The sequence below is a fragment of the Acinetobacter sp. NIPH1876 genome, assembly GCF_022808535.1.
Taxonomy (GTDB): Bacteria; Pseudomonadota; Gammaproteobacteria; order Pseudomonadales; family Moraxellaceae; genus Acinetobacter; species Acinetobacter higginsii.
The window spans coordinates 195735-218870 of record NZ_JALGBR010000004.1; the positions used below are offsets into that span (position 1 = coordinate 195735).

A 23136-nucleotide genomic window follows, 5' to 3' on the forward strand; every position below is an offset into this window, starting at 1 on the left:
TTTATATTTTTAAACTCAAAACTTTAAATTAAAGATCAAGTACCAGTTTTTTGCCTTTTGCACGCGATACACAAATCATCATCGACTGCTGTGAGGCTTTTTCATCATCACTCAGATACTGATCGAAATGCTCTACCTCACCTTCTAGAATCATGGTTTCACACGTGCCACAGACTCCTTCACGGCATAAACATTCCACATCAATATTGAGCAATTCAATCGCTTGTAAAATGGTTTGATTGCCTTGCACTTCCACTTCTTGATTGGATTTCGCCAATACAACCGTAAATGCTTCACCCTCTTCAGGTACCGTAGATGCAAACTGTTCCCAGTGAATATATTCATCGCGGTAACGATGGTAATTACAACGATCGATCACTGCATCAATCATTGGCTTTGGGCCACACACATAGACGTGCGTACCTTTGGGTTGAGAGCCAATCAATTGATCGAGATCAAGATATTTTCCATCTGAATCAATATAGCTAACAATATGTTCGCCATGCTTTTGCTTGAGTTCATCTAACAATGCAGCATGCTCTGGGGAACGGTAGGCATAATGCAATTCAAAGTCTGCACCACGCGCTGCCAGCTCATCCATTTGCGGCACAAATGGGGTAATCCCAATCCCGCCTGCAATTAAAATATGTTTCTCACCATCTGCCGCCAATGGAAACAAATTCTTCGGTTCAGAAATCAGAATTTCACAGCCTTCATTGCACTGATCATGCATAAAGACTGAACCACCTTTACCTTCAATATCTTTACGGACACAGACTTGGTAAGTCGATAGATCATGAGCACAGCTCATCAATGAATAGGCATTGGATAGCTGATCATTCATTTTCACAATGATATGACTGCCACCATTGAATTGAGGGAAATTTTGTCCGTCCTGACGTTTAAATGTAAACCGTTTGATCAGTGGAGTCAGTTGCTCTACCCGTGTGACCACCGATGCAAACATTTCATAATGACTAGCCATGTCTAAATCCTCTTTACCGCATGCTGCTCATCTCAGCATTTTCTAATTTTAAGCGCATATTGCCCGTTGGGCTGCCCATTCTGACAACCCAACCAACAGTGTCCCTAAATTCCTAAACACATATATTTAATGGTCATAAATTCTTCTAAACCGTATTTAGAGCCTTCACGACCAACACCCGATTGTTTTACACCGCCAAATGGCACCACTTCATTGGAAATAGCAGTTGAGTTCATCCCGACCATGCCATATTCCAGTTGTTCAGCCACACGCCAAATCCGTGAAATGTTTTCGCTATACACATAGGCTGCCAAACCAAAAATGGTATCGTTGGCTTGCGCCACCACATCCGCTTCCTCAGTAAAACGAATTAAAGGTGCTACTGGGCCAAAAATTTCTTCCTGAACAATGTCCATATCACGCGAAACATCGGTTAACACGGTCGGTTCAAAGAAGGTTTGTCCAAGTGCATGTTGTTGACCACCGCACGCCACTTGGGCACCTTTGCCACAAGCATCATCAATCAACTGTTTTGCTTTCAGTACTGCCTTGTCATTGATTAACGGCCCGATCTGTACATTCGGTTCCAAACCATTGCCGATTTTGAATTTCTGTACTTCTTGCACAAATTTCTCGGTAAAGGCCTGATAAACCTTGTCATGGACATAGATTCGATTGGCACAAACACAGGTCTGCCCTGCATTACGGAACTTGGCAAAGATTGCACCTTGTACCGCTTTATCCAGATCCGCATCATCAAACACGATCAATGGTGCATTGCCACCCAGTTCCAGCGCCAATTTTTTAATGGTGCCTGAGCATTGCTGCATCAATAAACGCCCCACAGGTGTAGAACCAGTAAAGGTCAGTTTTTTGACTTTTTCATGACTGCTAAAGACCAAACCAATCTCTTGCGATTTGCCTGTAACTACATTAATGACACCTGCTGGAATGCCTGCCATTTCTGCCAGTTTGGCAATTGCAAGCGCACAATATGGGGTTTCATTGGCAGGCTTAATCACGATCGTACAACCCGCTGCCAAAGCAGGTGCCGCTTTACGGGTAATCATGGCAATAGGGAAATTCCACGGCGTAATCGCTGCAACCACACCCACAGGTTCTTTGGTGATAATAAAACGCTGCTGGCTATTGGTGGTTGGAATCACATCGCCATAAACACGTTTGCCTTCTTCCGCAAACCATTGAATAAATGAAGCTGCATATTTCACTTCACCCAAAGCTTCGGCTAAGGGTTTACCCTGCTCAATGGTCATGATCCGCGCCAGCTCATCCGCGTGGCTCAAAACCAGCTGATACCAAGCCAATAATAGGTCTGCACGTTTTTGTGCCGTTAATCCTTTCCACGCTGCTAAAGCCTGATACGCCACTTCAACCGCTTCGGTGGCTTCTGCTGCACCCATATTTGGAATGACACCAATTTCTTCACCTGTCGCAGGATTGGTCACAGGAATGGTGGCATTAGATTGTGCACTCACCCATTGACCATTGATCAATCCGCGTTGTTGAAATAACGGACTTGCTTGCAAACTTGACATGTCATGTTCCTATCGATTAAAAGCAAGGTACGGCCTGATCACCGCACCTTAAATTATCTGATGCCTGAGACAAAATTATTTGTGGTATTGCGCAACAAGATTCTGGAAATACGCAATACCGTGTTCACTGATTCCTGAACGTTGCTTGTCGGTCATGATACGCCCTTGACCACGATAACCCCGTGATTTTAAACCACGTTGTACGCTTTCAACCAGTTCGAGGTCTTCAGGACGGAAGACATTGCGATACCATTCAATCAGGTCTTTCTGATCTTGAGTCAATTCTTCATTGGTGAAGAAAATGTCATAGTGCTGCAAAGTGGTTTCCGCATCCATCGGGAACTCATAAATCACGGTCATAAAGTTCGCACCCGGTGGTACGTTAAACATGGTGCATGGCCAAGTCCAGAAACCACTAAAAGTTGGATCCTTCACCGATGGGTCAAGCTTGAATGATTTTTCTGAAGAACGTGCATAACCATATTGCAGCGTCCAATTTTGATGGGTGGTGTGCCAGTATTTATCCACCTGTACCGAGTCAGCAAAACCAGGATGCGCTGGACCACAGTGATAACATTCTAAATAGTTATCCACGATCACTTTCCAGTTGGCAGGTGTTTCCGTTACAAAACGTGCAGCCAGTTTCAAGTCTTTGATTACGGCACAAGCTTCATTCAGTTTTTGTGCAAATTCAGGCAATTGATCTTCAACACAAGTGGCATTTTCATCCATATTAATAAAGACAAAACCACCATATTCTTCAACTTTTAACGGCACCATGCTGGAGTTTTGCTTGTCAAAAGACTCAACATGATCACAGTTACGTGCCAGTGCCAAACTACCATCCAGCTTGAATGTCCATGCATGATACGGACAGGTAATCACGTTTTTGGCTTTACCGCTACCACTTAATAATTCATGACCACGATGTGGGCAGACATTATAAAATGCACGCAATACACTATCTTTACCGCGAATCACGATGATGTTTTCACCAATCACCTTACGGGTAATATAGTCATTGGCTTGGGCAACTTCACTGCCATGTGCTACGCAAATCCAGCTTTTCGCAAAAATTTCTTCTTTTTCGCGCTCAAACACCTGAGATGAGGTATAGAACACTTTTGGAAATGTCCATGCCACATCTGGGTTTGAACAGAAATCTTCTGGTAATTTTTCAACTGCATTCATGGTTTTACTCCATTAAACTGTTTTGTCCTAACGACCGTTTTATCAAAATTGGCTGATGTTCAAATCACTTGAACATTTGCTTTAACGAACTCAGCATGTGCTGATATAAATCCTGCACCACAGGACAATCCCGTACTAAACGTAAACTGCCATGTAGTAATCCTTTGCCGAGATAAAACTCGGCGGTAATATTGGCTTGTTTTAACTTGTCCACGAAAATACGCCCGTCATCACTCAGTGGATCGTATTCAGCCACCGCAACAAAGCTACGTGGCATGTCAGAAAAATCCTGTGCATTTAGTGGCGCTAAACGTGTATCTTCCCAGTCATTTGCATTCGGCGCATATTCCTTCAGGTAATAATGCATTTCCTCGAGCGTCAATAACGGCGCCTGTGCGTGCTGCTGACAAGACGCGGTATCAAAACTAATGCCCAAACATGGATAGATCAAAGCCAAACCACATGCCTGATTGCCTGTATGTTGTAATTGAACCGCCAGTGCCGCGGCTAAATTGCCGCCTGCACTGTCGCCTGCTAAGGCAATCTGCGTTGGATCAATGTTCCAGTCTGCGCCATGCGCACGAAGCCACTGATAAACCGTTTCACAGTCTTCATAAGCGGCTGGGAAATGATGTTCGGGCACCAAACGATAATCCACACTCAGTACCGCAACATTCAAATCACGACATAAATAACGGGTAATAAATTCATGTGAATCTAGATTCCCCAGCATCCAGCCACCCCCATGGATAAACAACACGCAAGGCCAACCTTGCGCAGGTGCTTGGCCCAAGGGTGAATACAACCGAACATTGACTGGATGAGTGGCATGCGCAACAGTTTTATCTTCAATATTGACCGTACCATCACGTGGCAAGGTGTAATGCAGGCACATCGCATCATAGGCTGCACGAATTGAATCAATATCGTTATCCGCTGCTGAATAAATGCTGCTCCAGTACACCAGACTTTGCATTTCTTCGCTTAACCCATAGTGCATGTTCGGTTGCTGAGTCATAACAATTCCTTTTGACTGCTTTTATGTGCCAGTGTGGTTGCCGCAATATCAATCTGCATCTGTTGATTTGGGTCAGTATGCTCAAGCGCGTCCAAATCACTAAAGCTGCGCTGTTCAATCAAATGCGATGGTACTTTGGAATAATCCTCAATCAACCATTTCACCAAGCCATAGGTCTGTACCAGAATAATCACAATAAACGGCAAGGCAGTCACAATGGTGGCCGTTTTCATGGTGTCTAACGGCGCCTTAGAGAAAATCATCGCAATCGGTACCAGGGTTAACATCAGACACCAAAACAAACGCGCATTCGGAGATGGATCTTGCCCTTCACTTAGGCCACGGGTACAGGTTGCAGAAACCGCATAGCCCACCGCATCCATATGTGCTGCAAGGAAAATCACCATAATGCCAAGGAACAACCACATCATCAGCTTGCCTGCTGGCAATAAACCGAGCAGTTGACCAATCGCCACTTCACCGCCTTGCTGACTCAAGATTTGCGGCACATTGACCATGCCGTGAATAAAGCTGTGAACGCTGTAATTTTCAAATACCCCAAAGATGAACCATAAACCAACGCTACCGCCGATGACCATGGCAAGAATCACTTCTTTAATGGTGCGTCCTTTAGATACACGGGTCACAAACAGCGCTACACCGGGTGCATAAGAAATCCACCATAACCAATAGAACACCGTCCATTCACGGGTAAACTTTCCATCGCCCATCGGGTCGGTAAACAGACTCATATCGACAAAGTTAGTCGCCATCAGACCAAAACTCATCAATGAATTATTCATAATGAATTGGGTTGGGCCAAAGCACAGCACATAGATCGCAAACAGCACCACACCCAAACACACCATATGACTCAAACGCTGCATGCCTTTATCCATACCGACATAAGAGCTGAGGGCAAATAACACCGACACCGCCAAGATGATAATGACTTTGGTCATGAAGGTATTCGGAATACCCGTGAGTTGGGACAGAATGTTGGTAAAAGTGACTGCAGTCAAAACCAGTGAAATGGTCAAGGCACCAAACATGCATAGCAAGAACATCAGGTCGACCACACGTCCAACGGGTCCTGTCGCTTTAAAGCCAGTGACTGCTTCGACCATTGAGGCTAAGCTCAAGCCTTTATTCTTTCTGACATGATAGCTATAGCACAGTGAAATCGATGCCAAAGCATAGATCGACCATGCACTCAAACCAGAGTGAAAGAAGGAATAGGCCACGCTGTATTTCAGTGCTTCAGCTGACTCAGGAGCTAAATTCAAACCTGGCGTTTGATAATAATAAGCCCAGTCTAGAAAGCCCCAGTACAAGGTAGATGACCCGATCCCCGACAAAATAAACATGAAAATCCATGACATGGTGCTGTATTGGGGCTTACCTTCGCCGAGCTTGATTTTGCCGTATTTACTAAAGGCCAAACCGAAGGTAAAAATAATTGATAAAAAAGCAAATAACAGGACTGGCGTGGTAAACACCGACGTGGTCCATTGCATCCATTTTGCTGCCAGTTGTATTGATTCAGATGAGTAGATTGCCAACCCAGCCACCGATGTAAATACAACGGCAAGACTGGTGATCGCAAGCGTCTTATCTGTATAAGGCTTTGTAATTTGATTATCCATATCTATTCAATCCATCTCGGATAGTGACTATTCCCTCAGGGGTACTTACTCCATCGCGAATAAATCCATTTTTTGCTGAGTCACACAGGATGCAATCGCATCACCCACTTCATAGGTCTTGGCAGTTCCGCCGACATCAGGCGTTTTCGGGCCATGCACCAACACATGCTCAATCGCCTGCATAATTTCCTGCCCTGCCTGAATCACCTGCTCATCTCCATCTGCCAAGAAATCCAGCATCATGGCACCTGACCAAATCGCCGCAATCGGATTGGCAATTTGCTGACCGTAAATATCGGGTGCTGAACCATGCACAGGTTCAAACAATGACGGGAATTTACGTTCAGGGTTGAGGTTGGCCGAAGCCGCCAAACCAATGGTGCCGGTACATGCAGGGCCTAAATCCGACAAGATGTCACCAAATAAATTCGATGCCACCACCACATCAAAACGCTCAGGCTGTAGAACAAAACGTGCCGCTAAAATATCAACATGCTGTTTATCTGCCTTAATCTGTGGATAGTGTTTTGCCATTGCATCGACACGCTCGTCCCAGTACGGCATGCTGACGGCAATGCCATTAGATTTGGTTGCAGCCGTGATTTTTTTAGCCTCACGTTGATCCGCAAATTCAAACGCATATTTTAAAATGCGATCGACGCCATGACGGGTAAACACCGCTTCCTGCAAGACGAACTCACGATCAGTGCCTTCAAAGGCTTTACCACCAATCGCTGAATATTCACCTTCGCTGTTTTCACGCACCACATAAAAATCGATATCGCCTGGTTGCTTACCAGCCAGTGGACATTTCACCCCAGGCATTAACCGAACTGGACGTAAATTCACATACTGGTCAAAACGACGACGGAACTGCAGCAATGATCCCCATAGTGAAATGTGATCAGGCACCTTTTCAGGCCAACCCACCGCACCAAAGAAAATTGCATCATATTCCTGCAAGACTTCAAACCAGTTATCCGGCATCATTTTGCCGTGTTCAAGGTAGTAATCGCAGCTGGCCCAATCAAAGCTATCCATTTGAACTTGAATGCCATATTTGTCTGCTGCCGCCTTTACAACCTTGATGCCTTCTGGTAGAACTTCTAAACCAATCCCATCACCCGCAATCGTGGCAACTTTATACTTTTTTGCCATAACGCTCCCTTACACCTTTGGTTAATATCCTTAGCTGTAAACATGCTGTTTTCAGCAAAAATGATCAATAAGAAAACTATCACCCCAATGGACACGGATCGTGAATAATCTACCTAACCTATCGGATTTAAAGGTTTTTTGCACAGTCGCCAAACGCAAGAGTTTTGTCGATTCAGCTGAGGAGCTAGGTGCTTCACCTGCATTTATCAGTAAACGCATCAATATTTTAGAAACCAATCTGAACTGTAAACTGTTCCATCGCAGTACCCGTCATGTCAGTTTGACCGAAGATGGCAAACTGATTCTGGATCGGGTCTCCAATATTCTGGATGAATTTGATGAAATCAGTGAGCTGGTGAATAACCCCTTAAGCACGCCCACAGGTCATCTCGACATAGTCAGTAGCTTCGGTTTTGGCCGTAAACATGTTGCGCCAATTCTGTCTAAATTAATGACCATGTACCCAAAACTGGAAATTCAGTTTGATACCATCGACAACACCAAAGACCTGATTCAACACAGTATTGATCTGGATATTCGCATCGGCAATGACATTGCCCCGAATATGATTGCCAAAAAACTGGTGTCGAATTTCCGAATTTTCTGCGCTGCACCCAGCTACTTACTGCAACAAGGCATGCCTGAAAGTTTGGAAGATTTACGCAACCATGATTGCCTGACTATCAGTGAGCGTGACCAATCCTCAGTATTATGGAAATTGCGTCATCTCTCGGAAGATCGGTCGGTACATGTCACACCGCGCTTCATTTCCAATAATGGCGAGATTATTCACCAGTTGGCGATTGAGGGACATGGCATTATCTTACGTTCGATTTGGGATGTCGCAGATGAATTGATTAGTGGTCAGTTACAGCATATTTTGCCTGAATACTGGCAAGATGCCGATGTTTGGGCGGTCTATCCTTCACGTTTAAAAAGTTCGTCTAAACTACAGACCTGTATCCTGTTTATTCAAAATGAACTGATCAACCGTTTACAGCATATCCAGAACCTAAGCCGTGGTCAGTTGATCCAACCGATTGAGCCGATCAATCCAAATACAGAGAAAGTATTTCTATAATCGCGCTAAGCTGCCTGCTTTCTTTTTTCAACCATATCATGCACATTAGCAAGATCATGAAATAACAGGCAGCTTATGAGCACGGCAATATTTGGCCTTATTTTACTTGCAGCGACATGTCACGCCACATGGAATGCCATTGTAAAAGCGGGTACAAATAAATTTTTAACTACCGTATTGGTCACTGCATCCGCAGCAGTTTTAGCCGCACTACTGCTGCCCTTTTTCCCGATTCCGCATCGCGAGAGCTGGCCTTATATTCTGTCTTCAACAGCAATACAAATTCTGTATTTTGGTATGGTGGCTAAAATCTATCGCGTTGCCGATATGGGGCTGACTTATCCCTTAATGCGTGGCACAGCACCGCTGATTGTGGCCATTTTAGGCACTTTGTTATTGCATGAACAACTTCAATTCAATGCATGGCTAGGCATTATCACCATTTCCGTCGGCATTTTATCGATGATTCTGGCTGCGCCCAAAACGGGACGCAAAGGTATCGGTCTGGCTCTACTCAACGCTGTCCTGATTGCGGGTTATACCTTGCTGGATGGACATGGTGTTCGCCTTGCAGGATCAGCCATTGCCTATATCCTATGGAGTTTCGTACTCTCAGGACTGATCTTTTTTATCTTTGCCCTAAAAATGCAATATCGGCAAATGGGGGAGTATTTTCGACATAATTGGCATTTAGGTTTAATTGGTGGAATCGGTTCATTTTTTTCTTATGGTTTGGCACTGTGGGCGATGACGCTTGCACCTGTTGCGATTGTTGCCGCACTAAGAGAAACCTCGATTTTATTTGCCACGCTGATTTCGATCTTTATTCTAAAAGAACGTATTAATGCGGTACGGATTATCTCCTCATGCATCATTTTGATTGGTGCTTTGATCTTAAGAACCGCCTAAAGCAAAAAGCCAGTCTATCGCAAACAGACTGGCTCATTTTCAACGCTGAGTTTAGAAATAATAACCCAAGGATAAATAGAACAATTTATTCCATTGATTGCTCTCACCTTGTGCCAATCCATCTGCGCCACTGCCCGTCATTGGGTCATTGCGACTCCAGATATATTCCCCCTGTATGCCGACTTTTTTATAGTTAAAATATAGACCTGCGATTAAGCGATCCGAATCTTGATAGCCTGATTCATCTTTATAAAAACGACTATACGACACATAGGGTTTAATATTTTCTAACTGATGGAAAGGCTTAGCAAAGGTATAGTTAATTTCATTGGCCATATATTTACCTTTGTTGGCCACTTGATAAGGATAGTCAAATGCGCCAATGGTCGAACTTTTTGGCAAAAGATCATCTGCATTTTTAATGTCCTGCTCTCCTGCCAAGAACAACCATTGCCATGCCTGATAATTGGTGGTGCTAAAAATGCTCCATGTACTACGATGCCCATCTTTATTGGTTCGGTTATTTTCCAGTTCCGAATACCAGTAAGAGCCACCAATTTCCGTGGAGAAATTCTGAGATTGATCGAGCTCAAATTTTCGGGATAAGCGTGTCACCCACATATTCTTTTCATCAATATCGGTACCTTGGGTCTGATCATCTGCCCGCACAAAGTTACCGCTATAGCGACTGGAATCTTTGGATGTGCCTTTGTAGTTACCACCATCAGTCGGGTAAAAACCGAGAATGAAGTTATACAGATTGTCCTTAAACTGGTATTTCACTCCAAGGTTTTGAATGTCTTCCAGCCCAACGGTATTGAGCAAAGTTTCATAATAACTATTGCCCCAAAGTCGTCCAAAGCCGAAATCAACCGATTGAAAACCAACTGTCAGCCGTTGCTGATCCGAGAATTTGTAGCCTGCCCAAGCATCTTTTAAAAACAGTGCATCACATAAGCGGTCATACTGGTAACAACGCACATCCATCGATGCAATCCAGTCTGGATTTTCATAACTCAAGACCGCCTTGATATCGGCCAATCTCCAGTCATCATTTTTGGAGCCTTCATTGGCTTCGACAATATAGTCTTTATGGATATAGCGGGTACGGATGGCGCCTGTCAGTTTTAGTTCACCCGCCTGTGTTTTCGGGTCACCGATACTTAAATCGGCGGCCAAGACTGGCGTATTTGCCAAGATACCTATTGAACCCAAGAGAAGCAGTGCTTTTTTCATTGTTGTACGTCCTTGTTTAACCTCATAAGAAAATGAAGAAATTCAGGCTGACAAACAACGCTTAAACTATAAAGTTGGTCTTTACGGAGTGTGTTTAATGGAACAGGATTAGAGATACTGAAGCTATCCGCACGTAAATTAAAAGGTTTAATCTATGCAACAAATAGCTTCAGCTTTTTTCATGGTTTAAAAGTTTACGGTAGAAATCTCTTCTACAACCTTTAATCCTTGCTGCGTTTTTTTAACTGAGTACATATTTAAATCCATTGATGAGGCTAAGCCAAATTGAAGCCGTGTGCTCAAAAGAATTGAAATTTTACTGCTGTCATTTATCAACTGCGGCTCAAGTCTTTGTAAATTATCTGCGAACTCTTGGGCGAAAAATGAATTTTTAAGTTTTATTGGATCATTGATCTGCACATCAAATAAAATGAGTTGAGCCTCTGATCCATCTTCCATTTCTAAAATCCGTTTTACATGAACAATTTCAGGCTGACCGCCCTTAAAATTATTAATTTCAACAGTATTATCACGATCAAACAAATTGAAAGAAGAAATTCCAATGCCTAAACCCACCAACGTAATCAATGCTGCAAAAATCTTATGCTTAGTCCACATCTCAGGAACTTGTTGTTCTTGATCATCTTTTTTTAAATTAATCACCATTGAACCCACAACGAAGTCATGAATGGAGCGGCGGTTTTGTCGGTTAAAAATATAAAAATAAATAAGCAAAATTTGTAAGCAGGCCAACAACAGGTTGAATAATTCAGATAATAGTAAAATCGGAAAATAACCGCTTAATGACATGAGGCATGATGGCGCAAACAAGATGGATGAACGAAGCAATGATGGAATTACAGCAAGATCTTTCCCATGTGTGTCAGCCACTCTGATTTTTAAAAGCTGTTTGCCAAACGTTTGTCCAGAATGTAAATGACTGTTTAACAAACCAAAATATAAAACAACAAAGAAATATCCAATAAAAATAGATATAACTGGGAATTGATGCAAAAAATTAGATAAAAGTCTAATCGTACTCCAGCAGAAACCACCTACCAGTAATAAATCAATAAGAAAAGCAAATGATCGGCGCCAGAAACCAGCAATATAAGAAAATTTTACAGAAGACAAAACATACCCTTTATATTTAATTAAAAATTTATAAATTTAGCTATCAAACTAAAATTTCAAGATTATATATTAAATCTTAATAAAATACATTAATGAAGCATCTCACCCAAGGCTTTTATATTCAACAACTCTTCATCTGTATATTTCATTTTAGCCAATAACTTTTGATCACTCATTTTTAGCTTATATTGCTTGTAAATATTAATATTATTTTTATTCAAAAATTCAACATACTCACCACCATTTTCATTGCGATGGAATTCAGCAAAAAATAAAACTGTATAAAATTCTTCTCGTTGAATTTCATCCAACCCTACCAATAAACTATCCAAGCGATTATAAAAATCACTATAAGGATGGTTTCCACAAAAAATTTTCTGATCAATACGATTGATCACCTTCTGTACCTTTAGATCATGGCTTAGTTCAATCACTCTCTTATTAAAATTATGAATACATACTTTTTCCTCAAGTAAAGAACAACTCAAAAAAGGTACTACTATTAAAGAAATGAGTAATTTCTTAAAGTGATTTGTCATTTCCTTCTTATCCATAAATCTTTTATAAAATAAATTCAAAAATCCGTATCATATTTAACTTTTACTTCTCAAATAACATTCATTTAAAGTACCATTAGCAGTATGTCTTAAAAAAATATTCCAATTCTTTTCAAGCTGTTTACCAATATCTCCTCGACCTAGTTCATTGTTATCAACAAGAACTTGTGGAGGAATTATTTCTAATTGGCGAGAACCTTGGCAAAATATATAGCCTTCATTAACTTTTGATCTAAAAAACCAACCTTTTTCAGGTAATATCTGATCTTTGTAGAATTCAAACTGTTCCATACTTAAATTTCTAGCACTAATTTTATAAACAACGTCATTTGAAGAAAATGATTGATAACTTCTTTCTCTTTCTAGCTTATCTCCAAAAATATCTTTAGCCTCTCTTTTCAACTCTATATTAATTGGATGATTACTTCTTCCAATCTCTAGATTTTCATCTTGTGCACAGGAAGTTAAAAGTATGATAATTAAAAAAGATTGATATATACTTTTCATTATATAAATACACATTTTTCAAAAATATTTAAATTCAAACATTATTTCTTGTAGTCATAACAAACATAGCGCCTTGTATTATTTGGTGACATAAATATAACATGCCAAAACTTATCCAACTGCATACCAGCAGAACCTTTAACTAAAACTTCATTTTTAGAAACAATTCTAGGTGATATTATCTCTAATTGTCTTTCCCCATCACAAAAGATATAACTTTCATTATACTTTTTAAAGAAAGACCATCCCATTTTTTTTAAATCTTTACTCTCTTCTTTCATAAAAAAATTAATATCAAATTTATTTGCTTTAATTTTATATGCCACAGTGTTATCAGTATATGAAGAATAAGCACTTAAATCTTCAACAGTACCATTAAATAAAACTTTGGCCTCATTTACGATGTCCTGATTTACTTTATCTATATAGGGTTTTCGTTCTACCTCCTTATCACATCCGACTAACAGAAATGAGAGGATTAAAATAATTTTTTTCATACAAGCCAAATCAAAGTAAAAAAATAAAAAATAATTACTTACTATAATACTCCATACAATTATTAACGCCTAGCTTATTGTAATAAATTGAAAAGTACCAATAATCTTTACTTTTAAAATTAACTTCTTCACCGTCTCGTGTATAATGCTTATCATAAATCGGATTTAATATGTCTATCGAATAATGGTTGGTTTTACAAAAATTATAATAACTATTATAAGAGTCTACCAAATCCCACTTCCTCTTTAGTAGATCATTTTTTACACCCTCATAATCTTTGCTAGAAAAATCTTGTTTTTTTATTTTCACTACTAAAAGTTGAGTTGAGCTCTTTTCCCTATCAGTATCATATTCGTACTCATATTTACCAAACAACTCATTGGAGAACCTCTTCAAATCCAGTACTTCACTATCATCACATCCAAATAAACCAATACTAAAAGTAAAGATAGACATCAGTTTTATAAATCTTATCATCAACTTAAAACCGAATTTAAACAATATTAACTATCAATATTACACACATAGCGTTTCTGTCTAGAGTGAATAAAACCCACATTCCAATACCCAACCAACTGGTTTAATGACTGTCCTTCACCAGCAGAACTATAAGTATCTAATTTAACTGGAGATACTAGTTCCAGTTGATTATTTTTTTTATCACAGTAAATATATGCTTCCTTATATTTTTCTTTATATACCCATCCTTTTTCTTTAAGACTAGATTCAATATTGTTTAAAAAATCTATTTCGCCAATACCACCATCACTCTGAATTTGAAATATTAATCTATCTGCATTATATGATGAGAATGAATGTTTATCTAAGATGCGATCGCCAAAAACATAGTTAGCATCACTTTCAAATTTTTTAATTATTGTCTTGTTATTATCGAGAATTTTGACTTCATTTTTTTTTCTAAAGTCACACCCAGAAAAACCTAAGCTAATTAAAATTAATAATATAAATTTCAAAACCGAATTTCTTACTATAATAGACATTACAATTACTCTCTTAATTCTTTTCTCTATTAGGTTTGACTGCATCTAAAATTGTATCAACACTAACTGTGCCACTGACTCCAACATTTACCCCTGGTGTTCCTACACCAAATTCAGAAGCCCATGCTCCTCGCACGGGACTACTTTTGTTTACTAATGGAACAACTAAGTTTGCTACTGCACCATAAGCTCCACCTCCAACTGAGACAGAAGCTCCACTTACAAATTCGTTTGTAATTTCTCCCATCGTCATCATTGATTTTGTATAACTTGGAATATTATGAATATTACCACCTACACAACTAATCCCCGCTAAATCTTTAGCGCTAAATGGTTTTTTTTGTGCAGCTGATTTTGCCACAGGTGCTAAAATAGAATCCTTAGAACCACTCATATAATACTCACCAGTCCATTGATTTTTTACAAAGCCAACACCTACTCCTAATCCGCCACCACTACATGCAACATAATCAAATAATGGTGGTATATTTAACTTACATAGCTCTCCAGTTTCAGCGTAACAATCATAATTCTTCCTTCCTTGGTACGCTAAACCAGATTGAGCACTAGCAGGAATACCAAACATCTCACCAAAATTCATTCCATTTAATCCTTTCGGATCAATCCATTGATTCGGATTATTTACATAAGCAGAGGTATTCATACCGCCCTCAAGTCCTATCGGATCTTTACTCATATACCTTGCACTATACGGCTCATAATAACGATAACGGTTATAATGCAGTCCTGTTTCATTATCGTAATATTGGCCTTGGAATCTAATATTGCTCTGCTCAAATGGATTGTCCTTATTTAGCATTTGAATCTCGAGCGCAGTCCCCCATGTATCCTGAGTAATTTCCCAAACACATTCACCTGCGGCATTACTCAGTGTTTGCGGTGTTCCAACCTGATCACAATGATAAAATACCGTCTGTTCTAAAGCCACACGGTTTTTACGTGTATCGCTGCTCCAAATCGGATCTTTATAAACCGAATAAGGCTTGTTGAGATATTCACTATAATCAGGTGTTTCTATCAGTTGAATAAAACCCTGATACCCCGCCTGCATTAACGGTACAAAGCTATCAGGCTCATAGACATAATGTTTGGTATAACTGTTCTCAGGATGGCTCGAATTTTGGCTAGATTCCCAAATCATCAAATCTCCATCCCATCCAAATAAGGTGAAGTCTTGATTTGATGATTTCTTATATAAACGACGTCCAAAGACATCATAACCATACTGAGTCACTTTCCCATTCAAGTTACTTTGAATCAAACGGTTATGATTATCCCAAGTCAGCTTTAAGACCTTACCATTTTGCATGGTTTCAATCACATTGCCTTGTACATCATATTGATAATGCTTGCCTTGATACTGCTTGATTAAATTGTTTTTGGCATGTGTTGTCTGGTTGATTGGGTCAATCAGATTCCCCGCTGGATCGAACTTAAAACTCTCGTTTTTATGCTGACTTTGCATTGAAATCAGACGTCCAATCGGATCATATTGATAATTAAGCTGTCCTAAACGACTGTCTTCAACTTGGGTGAGCAAATAGTTTTTATCGTATTGATAATGCCTATGCGCTTGATAACGGAGTCGATCTGAGCTTTCTTGCTCAGGCTCAATCTGTTGAGAAATCAATAACCCCACATCATTATAATACTTGGTTTGCACCAAACCATTTGCCAGAAAACGTCCCGTTTCACGATGCAAATCATCACGTTGGAAAGAAACAACATCCTGCTGATTAAACGCAATTCCGTAGATATGTCCTGAACCATAACTTAGATTGGTCTGTTGCTGTCCGTCTGGACGAATCGTTTTAACCAGATGACCCAGTTCATCATATTCATAACGCAGTACAGCCGTTAGATTCAACATTTTATAATGCTGGTGTTCACGCACCAATTGTCCAAGCTGATTACGATACAGTTGAACCTGACTTTCTGCATTACTGGCCGAGCTTAATTGTTGATTTAAATTATATTCAAATTGCTCTGTCTGGCTTTGATGAGTATGCAGATGCGTATATGTTTTAGAAGCAATCTGTCCATCATCATAATAGCTAAATTCAGTCAGAATATTGGGTTGTCGAATCTGGAACAATAGACCATTTTCACTATAGCTATAATGCTTTTCCTCACCATCAAATGCTTGTTCACTGACCAACTGACCAAACTTGTTATAGCTAAACTGGTATTCAGCCTGATTTTGATTAATAAGCTTTTGGATACGACCCTGTCTATCCCATTGATAGCCCACACGATGCTGATTGGCATCAATGCGTTGTTCTAACAGGCCGACAGTATTGTATTGATATTGAGTGGTTAAGCCGTTGGTGTCGGTGTGATTAAGCAGGCGACCTTCTTGATCATGCTCAAATAGCTCTTTCAAGCCATCTGGATACACGATGGCTTGAAGCTGACCTTTATCTTTGCCTTGCAGACTATACAGATATTGAACTTTCTGTTCATTCGCCGCTTGCTGGGCACTTAGATCACCTTCTTCATCATATTCCCATGTACTGCTTTTGCCTGAACAATCGGTATAAGACAGCATTTGCCCTTGATCATTGTACTGGATTTTCTTGATACCTCCTTTGGCATCAACCACTTCCACCACTTGATTATTGCTGTTGTATTTATATTGAGTGACATGACCTAAGGGATTAATCTCTTTGCTAACATTGCCCTGTGCATCATATTCACGTTTCCAGATATTACCTTCTGGATCTTTGGTCTCGGTTAAATTGCCTTGTTCATCATAAGCAAAGCGAATCACACCACCATTCGGCTGTACAATTTTCGCCAGTTGCCCTTGATCATTATATTCTTGCTGAGTTTCCCGACCTTCAAAGTCAATTTGTCGAGTAATGCGTTTTTCACCGTCACGAGAATACCAAGACTCTCGACCATCAGCTAAACGAGTCCGATAGGTAAAACCATCCAAATCAAAATAATAATAGGTTGGTACATCATAGGCATCGTAAACCGCAACTTGACGTAAACGCGGATGCCATTTCAGTTTGGTATGGAAACTGCCGTCATCCGCCCATTCTTCAATGGCTTTGGCATTTGGCAACGTCGATTCATAACGAATATTTTGTCCACGTCCTGTACGATCGGTATAGCGCGTTAGCTGGTGCGCCTGATTATATTCGTATTGACGTGCATACCCATTTTGATCGAAAGCTGTAATCAGATTACCTTGTGCATCATAGTAATAGCGTGCCCAAGGCTCAATTTGATCATCCACAAATACCGCAATAATCTTAACTTGCTCATTAAAGGCAAATTTTAGTTGGTGCTGAGCCTGTTCAAATTGGAAATCAATAGTTTGCAGATAAGCAACACCATCTGCCAAAAGATAACTTAGGCTAATTTTTTCATTGGAATTTTCATTGAATTGTTGAATTAAATGATAGGGCTGACCAAGACCAAATTGATGAAAATGTAAACTCCATTCACCACCAAAATTTAATAGTAAATCACCATTTCCAACTGGATGAACCGTCACTCCTTCATAAGGAACGGTATAAGCCTGCTGCAAAATCGTAGATGGTAAGGCATGTTTACGCCCTTTCGCATCAATAAAGACGTAACCTTGTTCTTTTGGCAAAATCACATTGGAAAAAGGCATCATCCAACGAGCGCCAATCATCCCCTGATCAAACTCATCCATTTGCGAGTTATATTGGCGACTAAATACAAAACCAACTTTCGGTAAATAGAAATCGGCATGCTGAACCCGCTCTGCGCCAATTGAATAACTGATACTCTTACCCGTCTCTGACCCATTACCTTCACAAGGTGGTGCATTCAACGCATCCGCCTGTAAGCTCACAAACTCCAAGGTATCACCTTTGGTATGACGCTCATATTCTCCCGTCTGATTAATCGGCACACTGGCATTGCCTTTATTTTCGCTGGCCTGAATCGCAGTTAAAGTTTGTTGTAATAACCAAGCCAAGCTGTATTTCTGCCCTGCATTGGCTTGCTGCTGTAAAGTCTGGCTTAAAGTTGCAATTGCCTGTATTGCTTCTTGTTGCAGGCGTGTTTGAATATTGGGTTGTAGTTTAGGGGTTAAATCTGCCTGACTCGGTTTACCGATTAAATCAATGAGAGGTGCAGCCCAATTGCTAAATTTGAGTTTGGGGTCTCTTTTCTCTGCTGTCACACCTGCCGACGTTGCAGCCATGCTCGCATTCATTGGTGTAGCAGGCACAGACAAGCTCGTCAGAATACTGCTGCCTAAAATCGTTGCCTGTGAGAGCAAGGTCGCTAATTTGGCTTGTGTTTCTTGTAAAAACTTTTCTAAATCACCTGCGACCATCGCATTCAGATGTAGTCCCAAGCGTTTAATATCCGCGTCTTTAATCTTTCCATTTTCAGGATATAAACATTGCGACATTAGACCAAACATCGGACGTAATGCCATACGCGCATGTGCTTCATTGCTTGGTTCCGCAAATAAACCAATTAAATTTGCAGCGAGCAATGCACCCTGTTGTACCGCAGCATCCTCTGTCTTGCTGTCGGTCGCGTATAAAATTAAATCCAGCACACTGCCAGTTAAAGCAAAAATATTGGCTACCGTTGCAGTATTCGCACTCCCTTGTAATTGTTCTAAACTGGTATTCCCACATACCTGTAAATAAAGCTGGATTTGCTTGGCAATCATTTGCAGGTCAGTTACCGTGTGTACGCTGTCCAAATTAAAAACAGCAAGTTCAACCTTCGACGCTTTTTGATCTGTTGCCAGTTGTGTTTTTTCCGTAGCCATCAATCTCAAACCCTTAATTTATTTCAATACATCTATTTTTTAAATTGCTGCGCGTGAATTAAAATCTGTCCTAACCATTGTTCTGACCATGAAAACGATCAACGATGCCTTGTTGAAGAATCGAATCCATTTGGGTGGCCTCCGCCAATTTTGTAGCTGCCTGATCTTTTACAAAACCCACACCCTGTGCTTTGATCATGTCAACCGACTGGCTCGGATTCATGGCGAGTTGCGCCAAGCTTTTCATTTGATCTGGAGAAATATTAAGGTTCAGTTGCTTTGAAACAGCACTTAAAGCGGTATTGCTGACTTGATCCTTGATTTGCCCAACCGTCTGCTCAACCAAACCATTTAAGGTATTTTTACCTATATTTTTAAGGCTGTTTTTATCCATCGAAACTAAACTGCTGCTCAGCTGTTGCTTCATGTTCTGTCCCAATGCACTGCTTAATGAGGCGACAACTTTTTCTACTGGCTCTGCCCAAGTATAATCACGTTTAAAGTCACTACTTGATGCCCATGCACTGGTCTCATCTTTTTCAAAAATGACCTTAGCTGCACCTGGTGCAATGCCTGTCACTTGCGCAAAACCATTTCCATCTAGTTTGCCAGTCAGTTGCTTACCCAGAGAATCAATCACTTTATAGCTGTTCTGCTTAAAGAAATTATCTCCCCCATAACTTCTTAATAACTGTAGCGCGCCTTTCAATGATTTTGCTTGTGGTAACTGGGGTGCATTGCTACTTGCACTCGCGCCTGAGGCGAGTAAATGCTGCCCTGCTTTCACCTCAAACTTGCCACTGGTCACAGGGAAAATACCTGAACCATTCAGTTTGATCTGAGAACCACCCGCAGTAATCACAATCTCTTTCGGACTGCTGATCTCAATACGGTCTTCAGTTGAAATAATCTGAATCCCTTGCTTGGCCAGTAAATCCATACCATCCGACTGCGCTTGGACTTCAACCTTACCTTTGGCAGCCACTTGCTTAATTCCATTCTGCGCTGCAAACACACTGATTCTGTTTTGCGCATGCGTAATCAGATTTTTCTGTGTACTCAAATTGATACTATCGCCTGCAAACTGATTGATTTGTCCATCCGCAGATAAATGAATATCTTCATTGCTACTTAGACCAATCCCTGCTGGTGAGTTCAGCAATAGCAATGATTTTTTAAACTGAGCGATCTTCTCTTGAATCTGCTCAGCAAATTCTTTGAGTTGATCCAGCGATTCTATTTCATCAGTCTGCTGATTCTTGGCCACTTCACTCAAGGCTTTGGCATTGCTTTGATTGCCTTCTAGCTGTTGTTTAGCAACTTGGGCATCCAGATGTTCACCTTGGGCTTGATCCTGTTTATGTGTGGAAAGCAGTAGACCCTCGCCTGCGCGTACTGCACCCCATTGGTCAGTGCGCAGCTCAAAACCTTCACCGCGATCTTCACTTTCAGCTGTTGCTTTAGGGTGACTCAACTTCCCTAGATTGAGTTGACTGGCAGCATGACTGCTTTGCAACTGGGCGCTGATCTGACCTGTGGTATCATCAAAGCGCAGTTGGTTAAAACCTTCGCCCTGATATTCTTTCGATTTGATTCCTGCCAGTTTCTTGGTGTCTGGCAGCCTACCTGCATTGTCAAATTTGGTTGGGCTGCGATGGCCTTCATGGATACGTCCCACTACAAATGGACGATCAATATTACCATCAAAGAAGTCGATGACTACGATTTCATCAATACGGGGTAAGAATCGTGCGCCAAAGCCTTCACCTGCCCAAGGGGTCAGTACATCCACCCAAGCTGAATCGGTGTCGTTGTCATTCGCTCCCGCACCACCATCATGGCTATGGTCGTCATTGCGGGTAAACAGGAAACGGACTTTGATCCGTCCCCATTCATCCACATAGATTTCTTCGCCGCTTGGCCCAACCACTTTGGCACGTTGTGGTGAAGCTGCTGGACGGTGTTGCAATGGGTTAAATTCAGGAACGGTTTTGATATTGCGGCGTTGCAGAATCAGTTGGTTGGCTTGGCGCTCTTCATTATTCGATTGAGTCGGTTGCCAGTTGCTTTGTGCTAATAATTGATTGATCTGTTGATGTAGATCTTTAGGTAAGTTGTTTTGGTTATAAAAGTTTTTGCCTGTAATCAGGAATTCTTTATCACTGCCATCATGTTGATCAATTTCAGGATGTTCAGCCAATTCAAACCAGTAACCGACATGGGTATCGCGCACGGTGGTATGGGCTGTAAATTGTTTGGATTGTAAGTCGTAGTATTGACCCAAGTTCCGATTCAGTTTTTCAATTTGAGCATTGCCCGATGGGGTTGCACCATCTTCCCCATTCAGGTCTTGCATCCATGCGGGTGAAAAGTGCCATGCCTGTTCCAGACCAAGACTGGCATTGTCATATTGTTCGCTGTGTTGATGTGTGCTCTGTACACTGCCTGCACCATCTTCTTGTTCCAGTGCATCGGCTTGCCAGCGTTGTACATGTACACTGCTCGGTTGCAGTGAGCGTTGTCCAACCAGACTGGTCATGCTGTCATATTGTTCAGTGGCACTACTACGGTGATAACGGATCTGTCGACGCTCTAAAGCTTGGTACTGGCTATTGTCGTCAATCAGACGTAGTTTTTGCGGCTGAATCGCAGCACTGCTTTGCGCGACGGTTCGTTCAGCTTCATCAATGAGCCAGTTAATCGATTCGCTACGCATCAAAGATGTTAAAAAATCTTCATCTGATTGATTATATTGCATAATAAAGGGACGAATGTCGTAATCTTGGCTGAGTCCGCTTAAATCAAGCGTTAAGCTGGATGCAAATAAGGGGCTTTTTTGTTGCCACTCTTTGAAGATGATTTCCACTACATCACGCACGCTCTTGTTCATAAACACACGGCTGTTACGGCGTTGCTTCCACAGTGCAGTTGGATCTTCTAAGGTGAGTTTATATACGGTCAGGCTACCGTCTGATTGTCCTTGTAAGGCTTGAGTAATAATGCCTGTGACACGAGTGAGTTGACCTTGATCAGTCACCGTATCAATTGCTGCTTGGCTACCAATAAATTGTTTGAGTGGAATCGCCGCATTGGTCGACAGGCAAATCAGTTCTGCCCTAAATCCTTCATTCAGTTGATGCTGACCATCAATACGTTGCAGGAAGACTTGAGTATTTAAATTTTGATTAGAAAATTGAATATGGATTGCACGTTTTTGTGCGGTAAGGCCCAAATTATCCAAGGCCTGAAATATATTACTCAACATTATTTTATAAAATATTAACTAAAATTTACGCTATTTTATAAACAGCATACAAATCTGTCTATATTTTTAATGTTACGTTCTTGCAACAAAGCCTGCCATAAACTGCCAATTTTAGTCTAAGCGCTTAAAATAATGATTAATAATTTTTTTACAGGATTAAATCAGAATACATATAAACTAAAATATTTTATCAAATAAGGCCAATTCTCCCTATTTGATAAAACAGCAATTATTCAGCCTTAGACCGTGGCCTTAAAATAATCCTCTTTCGGCATATCAATCACTTCAACACACAACTGTATCGGATAGCTGACTTCAGACTGGATATAGCTTTTTTGCTGCAGTCGCTGCAACAATGCCGCACCAACAGCTTGTTTTTGAGCCTGCGTTCTGCCACTCAATAAATACAGTTTTAAATGAATATAGGCTTCTTCTGTTTCATCCAAACCAATTAAAAATATCTCGTCTTTAAATGCACGAGATTTAATATCATGTGCGACAAATAAATCCGTTTCAATTAATGCGATATTCGCATCTTTTAATAATTGATGCGGATTTAACTCTGTTAAATTAGCCGAATAGTTTGCAATTAAATGCGGCAT

18 protein-coding genes are annotated in these 23136 nt (G+C 40.8%); 2 read left to right on the forward strand and 16 right to left on the reverse strand.

The window, feature by feature from the left end:
* Positions 1-28: 28 nt before the first annotated feature.
* The 6 genes from cntB to MN869_RS06145 all read right to left on the reverse strand — a co-directional run bounded on the left by cntB (position 29) and on the right by MN869_RS06145 (position 7554).
* Positions 29-985, reverse strand: a complete 957-nt coding sequence (gene cntB, locus MN869_RS06120; RefSeq protein ID WP_241345125.1) for a carnitine monooxygenase, reductase subunit CntB — start codon at positions 983-985, stop codon at positions 29-31.
* A gap of 104 nt (positions 986-1089) precedes the next feature.
* Positions 1090-2541, reverse strand: a complete 1452-nt coding sequence (locus MN869_RS06125) for an NAD-dependent succinate-semialdehyde dehydrogenase (protein WP_241345126.1) — start codon at positions 2539-2541, stop codon at positions 1090-1092.
* A 75-nt stretch (positions 2542-2616) separates the two neighbouring features.
* Positions 2617-3732 carry a carnitine monooxygenase subunit alpha gene (gene cntA, locus MN869_RS06130; RefSeq protein WP_005150788.1) on the reverse strand — a complete coding sequence of 372 codons (1116 nt, stop codon included), beginning with the start codon at positions 3730-3732 and terminating at the stop codon, positions 2617-2619.
* A gap of 64 nt (positions 3733-3796) precedes the next feature.
* Positions 3797-4750 carry an alpha/beta hydrolase gene (locus tag MN869_RS06135; RefSeq protein WP_241345127.1) on the reverse strand — a complete coding sequence of 318 codons (954 nt, stop codon included), beginning with the start codon at positions 4748-4750 and terminating at the stop codon, positions 3797-3799.
* Positions 4747-6402: a BCCT family transporter gene (locus MN869_RS06140; RefSeq protein ID WP_241345176.1), complete on the reverse strand. Its 1656-nt coding sequence runs from the start codon at positions 6400-6402 to the stop codon at positions 4747-4749. The genes MN869_RS06135 and MN869_RS06140 overlap by 4 nt, the downstream gene beginning before the upstream one ends.
* Before the next feature lie 39 nt (positions 6403-6441).
* Positions 6442-7554: a tartrate dehydrogenase gene (locus MN869_RS06145; protein WP_033134562.1), complete on the reverse strand. Its 1113-nt coding sequence runs from the start codon at positions 7552-7554 to the stop codon at positions 6442-6444.
* 100 nt (positions 7555-7654) lie between these two features.
* Between MN869_RS06145 and MN869_RS06150 the strand changes: the two genes are divergently transcribed.
* A complete protein-coding gene (locus MN869_RS06150; RefSeq protein ID WP_005213090.1) occupies positions 7655-8635 on the forward strand; it encodes a LysR family transcriptional regulator in 981 nt (326 codons plus the stop codon).
* Positions 8636-8710: 75 nt separating this feature from the next.
* A complete protein-coding gene (locus tag MN869_RS06155; protein WP_033134561.1) occupies positions 8711-9544 on the forward strand; it encodes a DMT family transporter in 834 nt (277 codons plus the stop codon).
* 51 nt (positions 9545-9595) lie between these two features.
* On the opposite strand, the gene MN869_RS06160 is transcribed toward MN869_RS06155, so the two are convergent.
* From MN869_RS06160 to MN869_RS06205, 10 genes are all read right to left on the reverse strand, one after another.
* Positions 9596-10780 carry a porin gene (locus MN869_RS06160; protein WP_033134560.1) on the reverse strand — a complete coding sequence of 395 codons (1185 nt, stop codon included), beginning with the start codon at positions 10778-10780 and terminating at the stop codon, positions 9596-9598.
* Between the two features lie 186 nt (positions 10781-10966).
* The gene (locus MN869_RS06165; RefSeq protein ID WP_033134559.1) at positions 10967-11914 is read right to left on the reverse strand and encodes an RDD family protein; all 948 of its coding nucleotides are present in this window, start codon (positions 11912-11914) and stop codon (positions 10967-10969) included.
* An 89-nt stretch (positions 11915-12003) separates the two neighbouring features.
* Positions 12004-12453 carry a hypothetical protein gene (locus MN869_RS06170; RefSeq protein WP_033134558.1) on the reverse strand — a complete coding sequence of 150 codons (450 nt, stop codon included), beginning with the start codon at positions 12451-12453 and terminating at the stop codon, positions 12004-12006.
* A 54-nt stretch (positions 12454-12507) separates the two neighbouring features.
* Positions 12508-12978: a hypothetical protein gene (locus MN869_RS06175; protein ID WP_033134557.1), complete on the reverse strand. Its 471-nt coding sequence runs from the start codon at positions 12976-12978 to the stop codon at positions 12508-12510.
* Between the two features lie 41 nt (positions 12979-13019).
* Entirely contained in the window at positions 13020-13475 is a 456-nt protein-coding gene (locus MN869_RS06180; protein ID WP_033134556.1) for a hypothetical protein, read from the reverse strand.
* 34 nt (positions 13476-13509) lie between these two features.
* A complete protein-coding gene (locus tag MN869_RS06185; protein WP_050511496.1) occupies positions 13510-13932 on the reverse strand; it encodes a hypothetical protein in 423 nt (140 codons plus the stop codon).
* 47 nt (positions 13933-13979) lie between these two features.
* A complete protein-coding gene (locus tag MN869_RS06190) occupies positions 13980-14477 on the reverse strand; it encodes a hypothetical protein (RefSeq protein WP_033134565.1) in 498 nt (165 codons plus the stop codon).
* A gap of 13 nt (positions 14478-14490) precedes the next feature.
* A complete protein-coding gene (locus MN869_RS06195) occupies positions 14491-19269 on the reverse strand; it encodes an RHS repeat-associated core domain-containing protein (RefSeq protein WP_033134555.1) in 4779 nt (1592 codons plus the stop codon).
* Between the two features lie 70 nt (positions 19270-19339).
* A complete protein-coding gene (locus tag MN869_RS06200; protein WP_033134554.1) occupies positions 19340-22534 on the reverse strand; it encodes a type VI secretion system Vgr family protein in 3195 nt (1064 codons plus the stop codon).
* 239 nt (positions 22535-22773) lie between these two features.
* Positions 22774-23136 (reverse strand): 5-carboxymethyl-2-hydroxymuconate Delta-isomerase, encoded by a 363-nt coding sequence (locus MN869_RS06205; protein ID WP_033134553.1) that lies wholly within the window; start codon positions 23134-23136, stop codon positions 22774-22776.

Coding starts and splice junctions, on each gene's coding strand:
- MN869_RS06125 (WP_241345126.1), bottom strand. CDS start 2,541: ATGTCAAGTTTGCAAGCAAGTCCGTTATTTCAACAACGCGGATTGATC.
- MN869_RS06135 (WP_241345127.1), bottom strand. CDS start 4,750: ATGACTCAGCAACCGAACATGCACTATGGGTTAAGCGAAGAAATGCAA.
- MN869_RS06180 (WP_033134556.1), bottom strand. CDS start 13,475: ATGAAAAAAATTATTTTAATCCTCTCATTTCTGTTAGTCGGATGTGAT.
- MN869_RS06145 (WP_033134562.1), bottom strand. CDS start 7,554: ATGGCAAAAAAGTATAAAGTTGCCACGATTGCGGGTGATGGGATTGGT.
- MN869_RS06185 (WP_050511496.1), bottom strand. CDS start 13,932: ATGTCTATCTTTACTTTTAGTATTGGTTTATTTGGATGTGATGATAGT.
- MN869_RS06175 (WP_033134557.1), bottom strand. CDS start 12,978: ATGAAAAGTATATATCAATCTTTTTTAATTATCATACTTTTAACTTCC.
- MN869_RS06155 (WP_033134561.1), top strand. CDS start 8,711: ATGAGCACGGCAATATTTGGCCTTATTTTACTTGCAGCGACATGTCAC.
- MN869_RS06200 (WP_033134554.1), bottom strand. CDS start 22,534: ATGTTGAGTAATATATTTCAGGCCTTGGATAATTTGGGCCTTACCGCA.
- MN869_RS06205 (WP_033134553.1), bottom strand. CDS start 23,136: ATGCCGCATTTAATTGCAAACTATTCGGCTAATTTAACAGAGTTAAAT.
- MN869_RS06160 (WP_033134560.1), bottom strand. CDS start 10,780: ATGAAAAAAGCACTGCTTCTCTTGGGTTCAATAGGTATCTTGGCAAAT.
- cntB (WP_241345125.1), bottom strand. CDS start 985: ATGGCTAGTCATTATGAAATGTTTGCATCGGTGGTCACACGGGTAGAG.
- cntA (WP_005150788.1), bottom strand. CDS start 3,732: ATGAATGCAGTTGAAAAATTACCAGAAGATTTCTGTTCAAACCCAGAT.
- MN869_RS06195 (WP_033134555.1), bottom strand. CDS start 19,269: ATGGCTACGGAAAAAACACAACTGGCAACAGATCAAAAAGCGTCGAAG.
- MN869_RS06170 (WP_033134558.1), bottom strand. CDS start 12,453: ATGACAAATCACTTTAAGAAATTACTCATTTCTTTAATAGTAGTACCT.
- MN869_RS06190 (WP_033134565.1), bottom strand. CDS start 14,477: ATGTCTATTATAGTAAGAAATTCGGTTTTGAAATTTATATTATTAATT.